Source organism: Mesorhizobium sp. M0771 (assembly GCF_040320155.1).
Classification (GTDB): Bacteria; Pseudomonadota; Alphaproteobacteria; order Rhizobiales; family Rhizobiaceae; genus Mesorhizobium.
The window spans coordinates 87,027-93,985 of the sequence record NZ_JAMYPC010000023.1 but is presented as its reverse complement, the minus strand read 5'-3'; the positions used below and the strand labels follow the sequence as shown (position 1 = coordinate 93,985).

Here is a 6,959-nt window from a genome sequence, read left to right as displayed (position 1 = left end):
TCTACAATCCGGCCACCGGCGCCGGCACGATCAGCTATTCCTACACGCTCGTCGACAACACCACCGGCGACAACACCACCGCCAGCTTCGCAGTCGTCGTCACCGACACTGACGGCGACAGCGCACCGGCCGGCAACCTGGTCATCAACATCATCGACGACGTGCCGACGGCGCATGCCGATACCGACAGTGTAGCCTCCAACCAGTTCACGGCCGAGGCCGGCAACGTGCTGACGGCGGTGGGCACCACCTCGCCGGTGACCGGCATCGATGTCCTGGGTGCAGACGGCGCAGCGGTGGTTGGCGTCCAGGCCGGCGACACCAATGCCGACTTCACCGGCTCGCTCGGCGTGCAGATCCAGGGCACCTACGGCAAGCTGACGCTTAACGCCGACGGCTCCTACTCCTATGTACGCGATGCCGGCTCGCAGGGCGGCCACGACGACGTCTTCACCTACACCATCAAGGATGGCGACGGCGACACCTCGCACACCACGCTGACCATCTCGATCGGCGACTCGACGCCGACCGACAGCATTCCGGCGCCGGGCCTTGCCTCGACCACCGTCTATGAGGCCGGCCTTCCGGCACGCGGCGGCGAGTCCGCGGGCTCGAACGCTGCCGCCAACTCGGAGACCACCTCGGGCACCATCGGCTTCACTTCGCCGGACGGCGTGTCGGTAGTCTCGCTCGGCGGCCATGTGCTGACCGGCGCCGCGCAGACCTTCACCGACGCCACCGGCTCGCTGACGGCAAGCTATGTCTACAATCCGGCCACCGGCGCCGGCACGATCAGCTATTCCTACACGCTCGTCGACAACACCACCGGCGACAACACCACCGCCAGCTTCGCAGTCATCGTCACCGACACTGACGGCGACAGCGCACCGGCCGGCAACCTGGTCATCAACATCATCGACGACGTGCCGACGGCGCATGCCGATACCGGCAATGTCAACGAGGGCGCTTTGCTCACCGTATTGGCGGCGGCAGGCGTGCTCGTCAATGACGTCGCCGGCGCCGACGGGGCCACGATCGATGGCGTACGGGCGGCGGGCGGCAACACCACGACAGCAGTATCGGGTGGCGTCAACACCGACATTGTGGGCCTGCACGGCACGCTTCACCTCAACGTCGACGGCTCCTACACCTACCAGTCGACGGCTCACAGCATTAACGCGAACACCACGGACGTGTTCGTCTACACAATCAAGGACGGCGACGGCGACTTCTCGACGACGACATTGACCATCAACCTGACGGACATCAACGATGCACCGGTTGTTGCCAGCACCCAGAACTGGATGTCGAGCGACCCGGGGCAGCAGACCCTTGGCACGCCGACTTATCCCAATGGATATCCGCTGCTGGTCTCGATCCCGACGGATGCGGATGGCGACAACCTGATCGTCACCGCAACAGGGACGATCCCGACTGGGGTGTTCTACTACAACGGCGTGACCTATGTCGCCCTGACAACCGGCACCGTGCTCTACAATCCGTCCGGTGGCATCAACCTGCTGGGTAACCTGGTCTACACACCAACCGCCACGGTAACCGATACTGTCAACACCAACCTTACGCTGAATGTCTTCGATGGCACCGCCACGACTGTCCAGACTGTCGGCATCCACGAAGTGCCCCCGACCAGTCTGCCCAGCGACACTGCTCAGGTGGGCAATGGCAGCAGCCCTCTTACCTCGGGAAATGATCAGGTCACGACCCTGGCCCTGTCACAAGCCACGGTAAATGCTATAATCGCCGATCCTCATAGCGCGACTCTAGTAGTCTATACCGACTTTCAAGAGTCGCCCTTCGTAACGCCGATACCTGTAGCGGAGCGAAATCCCGGCGTGTTCGGAGACAGCAGTGCGGGATCGCATCGCGAACAGGAAGTCCAGGTCGAGATAGTCATAGGCACCAACCATTTCGCAGTTGTCGAAGACGATCTGACCGCCGGAACATTCGAACAGAGCTGGTTCTACGATCCGGCCACCGGCCTGATGAAGGCAACTGTCGACTACGACCATATCTTCCTTCTGGACGGCAGCGGCAACGCCACCTCCACGACGCTTGCCAGCTATTTGATCGCACACCCACCTACAGCCGGCGACTCATGGACGCTGTCTTACTTCGACAATAGTGGTGGCAATTACCAGGCGCGCTCGGTCAGCTTCTCCTTCTTCTCGCATGATCCGGGCGATCCCGGCATCACGGTGAATGGCGACGCCACATTGGCCGACCAGATCTATGGTACGTCCGGTGTCGATCATCTGTCCGGTGGCGGTGGAAACGACATCATTATCGGACGGGGCGGCAACGATTTCCTGACGGGCGGCGCCGGCGCCGACACCTTCCTGATCGGGACTGGGGATTCGACACCCGTTATAGGCGGAACCGGCAATGCCGGGACGATCACCGGCTATGACATCATCACTGACTTCGTCGCCGGGACCGACAAGTTGGCCCTGCCAGGGACTCTGGTGGCCGCCACCGCCGGCCTTGTCGACGGAGCAGGAGACTCCGTATTGACGATCGGCGGAGATACAGTGGAATCTCATTCGGTCACCAACGGCATCGCCAGTTTCTTCGGAACAGATGCCGGCGGCTCGCCGTTGGCTATCACCTCAACCGCAGCTCTCGCGGCGGCTGTCCAATATCTCATGGGCACAGACATCGGAAACGCCGGGGCGACGCTCGCATTCACGGCAACCATCTCGGGCGTAAATCATACGTTCGTCTATACCCAGACAACCACCAATGCCGGCGTAGGAGCACTGGTCGATCTCCAGAACGTCACGGTAGCGAACCTGAACACCCTGATCGGCGGATCGGTCGATCCGATTATCCTGGATCTGAACCATGATGGCTTCGCCTTCTCCGACGTCAGCCATGGCGTCCAGTTTGACATCAATGGTGACGGAACCAAAGACCAAATTGCCTGGAACACCTCGAACGACGGCATGCTGGCGATCGACCTCAACCATAACGGCAAGATCGATGATGGCACCGAGCTGTTTACGCCGAGTTTCGGCGGCGGCCATTTCGCCAGCGGCGCGGCGGCACTTGCATCGCTCGACAGCAATCATGACGGCGTCATCGATCAATACGACGATGCCTTCAGCAGCCTGCTGATCTGGAAGGACGCCAACGCCAACGGCATCAGTGACTCTGGGGAATTGTCACACCTTGCTGATAACGGTATTATTTCGATCAGCACGACAACGACCTCCGCTGTCGGCGAAATCGATGGGCAGGCCGTGGCAAGCAACGGCACCTTCCAGATGGCCGACGGCACGACCGGCAACTATATCGAGGTCGAACTCAACACCTCACTTGTTGCGCCCGTGGAAACGTCCGTTGCCTCCGATGGCACAAGGACCTTCACCATCGGCTCGCTCGAGGTAGCCGACCTGATCGCAGACTTCCACGATGGCGACCAGCTTGATCTTTCCTCGTTGCTCAAAGGCTTGGCTGGCGTCACCGATCTCGTGGGCGGCGGCTTCGTGGAGATCGCGCAGTCCTCGGCCAATGCCGAGGTCAAGGTCGACACCGACGGCGGCGGCGACAACTATCATACGGTCGCCGTGCTGGAGAACTACACATTCCACAGCGCCGCCGATGCGGTCAAAATACTCTACGATGACAGCCACGGCACCAAGACGGACGTGGTCTAAGGGGCGAAAGGGACGGGGTGAGGAGCATGAACAGAGTTTTGCGAGTGGCTTTCGGAGCCGGGCTGCTGTCGATATGCGCGACAGGACTTCAGGCCGCCGACATTATCGAAGGGCCGGTGGCCGACTATTGCCGGACCGTCGGCACGTCGAATTTGGTGTTGAACGACAACATCGTCGATCTCAAGACCGAGGTGGTGAAGCTCATGGACGAGTCGGTGGCCGTCGCCAACAGCTCGGAATGGATCAATTCGTCCCGCCCCGCCTTCATCTGGGCGTCGGAAGCCAAGGTCGCCTGCGGCATGGCCTATGGTTATCTCAAGACGAACTACAAGGACGAAGACACCCTCAACAAGTGCGAGTGCTTCCACGACCGCATGGTCGAGTACATGAACTGACCGGAAGGGATCAAGTCGCGCCGACAGGCTGACGATGACAGCCCACGGGAGATTGTCGAGAGCGATTGCTGGAGCGATCGTACTGGCCATTTCTGCCCCTGAAGCCCGTGTCAATTGGCTGGAACGACCTGCCCTTGAGCCACACGCTTTATCCGGGTCAACGCGGCCGGTTCGCTGTCATGCAGTTCGGGAACTTTTCGCACGGGCAATTGTTCGAAAACGGATGACTACTAGCTGATCTTGGCCCACCACAACCGGTGGATTCCAACGCCGTCGGCTTAGTCCGGACGCCTGACCCAACCCATTCGTGCCCCGACTGCGGGTAAGCCGTCGTGCGGATTGAGCGCGCCTGGTGCGCGGAAAGCCGCAATATGGCCGACGAACTGCAGCACGCATCATCAACGGCCCCGGCGTGATCTCCGTGAAGTCGTTGACCATCTCGCCGGGCGAGAGCCAGCCAAAGGCGGGCACGGCCGCTTGCCGTGGGTGTCTTTTCGTCGGCGCCGAGCCTCAGTCGGTGACGACGATCCGCGTGTTGCCGAAGCCAACTTCCCGCACCATTGAATAGAAGGTCGCGGCATTGGCGGTGTGCAAGCGGACACAGCCATGCGACGCCGGGCGTCCAAGGTATCTCACCGCGCCGGTGCCATGAATGGCATAGCCGCCACGGAAGAATACCGAATAAGGCATAGGCGACATGTCGTATTTGCGCGAATACCACATCCGCGCTGTCCGTTGCGGCCGATAGGCGCCGCGCGGGGTGATGTAACCCTTGCGGGCGGTGGATACGCTCCATCGGTAAAGCACTTGACCATAGCGGCTGACAGTCATGGTCTGCGAAGATACATCAATGGTGGCGACCAGGCCCGCGGCGTTGCCTTCGACAGACGTGCCGAACAGCATCGCAGCAAGTGCTACCGCCATGAGAACAACTCTGTTCATGAGATCAAGCCCCTTTTATGCCCTTTGCCTGACTGCCATCGCGCGGTTTCTTCATCTTTAGCGGCAGGTGAGTGGCGTAACACACAGTCTTTGACGAAATCGCCAATCTAAAGCAGCGGATTTGAACGATTTCCCGTCATAGCTGCCGCGACGACACGCACAATCGATATAGGCGGCAGGCTTGCACAACCACCCCGTCCACTGCTCAAATCGTCGGATGAACGAACAACACCTGAAGCTGGTTACCTCGCGCGTGATATTCTCATCGAGGCTGATTTCGTGCGGATCGTTCACGGTGTCGATGACACAGCGGATCGGTTCGGTCATCTTGATCTGCTTGCGTTTTTACGCGAAGCAACTGCTCGACCCTGCGGCCTTCGCCAGATGCTGACTAAATGGAAGCCGGTTTCCGCACTTTCGCCGTCAAGCTCCGGCTTCACCACAAGGTTTTGCAGGGGTTGACGGGCGGTCCACATGGCCCGAAATATGAACGGCAATCGCGCGGCCTCATGGTGGAATGGCCCATGCGAGCGGTTTGATGACCGGGCTTGGCGGTGTCGATCGAGGCGTTCAACCGGATCGGTCGCAAAACCGCGGAGAGATTGTCGCTACCGGCGATGTGCGCGAGAGTCCGAACCGATGTTCGGATTTGGCATCACCCACCTGGTGGTCATCTTTGTGGTGGCGCTGGTTGTTTTCGGGCCAGAGGAGCTTCCAAAAGTCATGCGATCGCCAGGGGCGATGATGAAGACATTCAATCGGATCGCTGGTGATTTCGGAAGTTTACAGTGACGATGCGGATGCCCTCAGCCTGGTCCGAGCGCTCCATCCTGCAATCATCTTCGCGCCTACGCCGCGGTGGTATAATTCCTTGTCGCCGTAGGCGATGTACCCGACCAAGTCCTTTCGGCCGCCCAGCAATACCTAATTTTGCTCCACAACCCATTTGTTGTAGGGGCTTGGGCCTGATGATTATCTGGTCCTGCTGTTTTGCCGGTCGCGGTAATTATCGAATGACCAGAGAAAATATTGGTCAACCGCTATGGCGACGAACAGGAAAATAGCCAGCGCGGCAATGCCTGAGAGCCAGTATCCGGCACCCAATCTGTAGGCAGATAGGCCGGTCGCCGCTGCAGCCAGCCCCGCGAAATAGGCATCATACTGGTAGAGCAATTTCAGCGTAAAATTTCTCATCGATCGTTTCTACACCAATCCCTTGTTCCCAGGAAGGTTCAGGCGTGACGACATCGCATCGCGCCGATGGCCCAGATCGCTAGACCTTCCGGCTCGACACCGACTTGGTTCTGGTCGCGTGCTTAGCAATGAAAGTCTCGATCGGACCGGTGAGAATAGCTGCCTCGCTCTTGATCTTATCTTCTTCCCATAGCCACCACTTTATTTCCAGCAACTGTGCAATGACATCAGTAGGGAACCGACTGCGGATGACTCGTGCACGATTGCCGGCGACTATTGAATACGGCTCGACAGACTTGGTGACCACGGAGCCGGCACCCACAACGGCGCCATCGCCAACGGTCACGCCTGGCAATATGATGGCGCCGTGGCCAATCCAAACATCGTTGCCAATCGTAATGCCTCCAGGCTTTCCGGCGTTGGGTATCGGCTCAGGCTGCTTCAGGAGGCGGCTATAAATCGGGAATGAAGTGGCACTCTTTGTCTGGTGTTGACCAGTACACATGAAGAGGACTTGGCCAGCAACTGAGCAGAAGCTCCCCACGTCTAGGGGAGATTCACCAGTTGGGAAAAGCACCTTCCGCCAAGTGACGCCATAGGTGTGGCGGCCGACAGAAACATGCTCGGGCAATTTCGCACGTGCGTCCCGAATCCACTTCGAAATAGCCGACATTCTTCGATCCGCCTCTGCCGAATGGCATAGCCGGAAAACACGCATCAACACAACCCAAGAGGAATTGTAATGGCAGTT

The 6,959-nt window shown here is 59.4% G+C and carries 6 protein-coding genes and 2 pseudogenes; 3 read left to right on the top strand and 5 right to left on the bottom strand.

Annotated elements, in window-relative coordinates:
• The coding region (locus NKI05_RS27480) for a beta strand repeat-containing protein (protein WP_352793658.1) at positions 1 to 3,677 on the top strand (3,677 nt) is incomplete at its 5' end.
• A gap of 26 nt (positions 3,678 to 3,703) precedes the next feature.
• Entirely contained in the window at positions 3,704 to 4,072 is a 369-nt protein-coding gene (locus NKI05_RS27475; RefSeq protein WP_023673611.1) for a hypothetical protein, read from the top strand.
• A gap of 335 nt (positions 4,073 to 4,407) precedes the next feature.
• Here the strand turns inward: NKI05_RS27475 and NKI05_RS32285 are convergent.
• The 3 genes and pseudogenes from NKI05_RS32285 to NKI05_RS27465 all read right to left on the bottom strand — a co-directional run.
• Positions 4,408 to 4,552 (bottom strand): annotated as a pseudogene (locus tag NKI05_RS32285) (chromate transporter); the annotation flags it as partial.
• Between the two features lie 30 nt (positions 4,553 to 4,582).
• Positions 4,583 to 5,014, bottom strand: a complete 432-nt coding sequence (locus NKI05_RS27470) for a L,D-transpeptidase (RefSeq protein WP_023682859.1) — start codon at positions 5,012 to 5,014, stop codon at positions 4,583 to 4,585.
• Positions 5,015 to 5,260: 246 nt separating this feature from the next.
• A pseudogene (locus NKI05_RS27465) lies at positions 5,261 to 5,475 on the bottom strand (ParB N-terminal domain-containing protein); the annotation flags it as partial.
• A gap of 178 nt (positions 5,476 to 5,653) precedes the next feature.
• On the opposite strand from NKI05_RS27465, the gene NKI05_RS27460 reads away from it, so the two are divergent.
• Positions 5,654 to 5,806 carry a twin-arginine translocase TatA/TatE family subunit gene (locus NKI05_RS27460; protein WP_023673608.1) on the top strand — a complete coding sequence of 51 codons (153 nt, stop codon included), beginning with the start codon at positions 5,654 to 5,656 and terminating at the stop codon, positions 5,804 to 5,806.
• 180 nt (positions 5,807 to 5,986) lie between these two features.
• Here the strand turns inward: NKI05_RS27460 and NKI05_RS27455 are convergent, their stop codons facing one another.
• On the bottom strand, positions 5,987 to 6,208 hold the full coding sequence (locus NKI05_RS27455) for a hypothetical protein (RefSeq protein WP_023673607.1): 222 nt from the start codon (positions 6,206 to 6,208) through the stop codon (positions 5,987 to 5,989).
• Between the two features lie 79 nt (positions 6,209 to 6,287).
• Positions 6,288 to 6,881, bottom strand: a complete 594-nt coding sequence (locus NKI05_RS27450; RefSeq protein WP_023682860.1) for a CatB-related O-acetyltransferase — start codon at positions 6,879 to 6,881, stop codon at positions 6,288 to 6,290.
• Between the last annotated feature and the right edge of the window lie 78 nt (positions 6,882 to 6,959).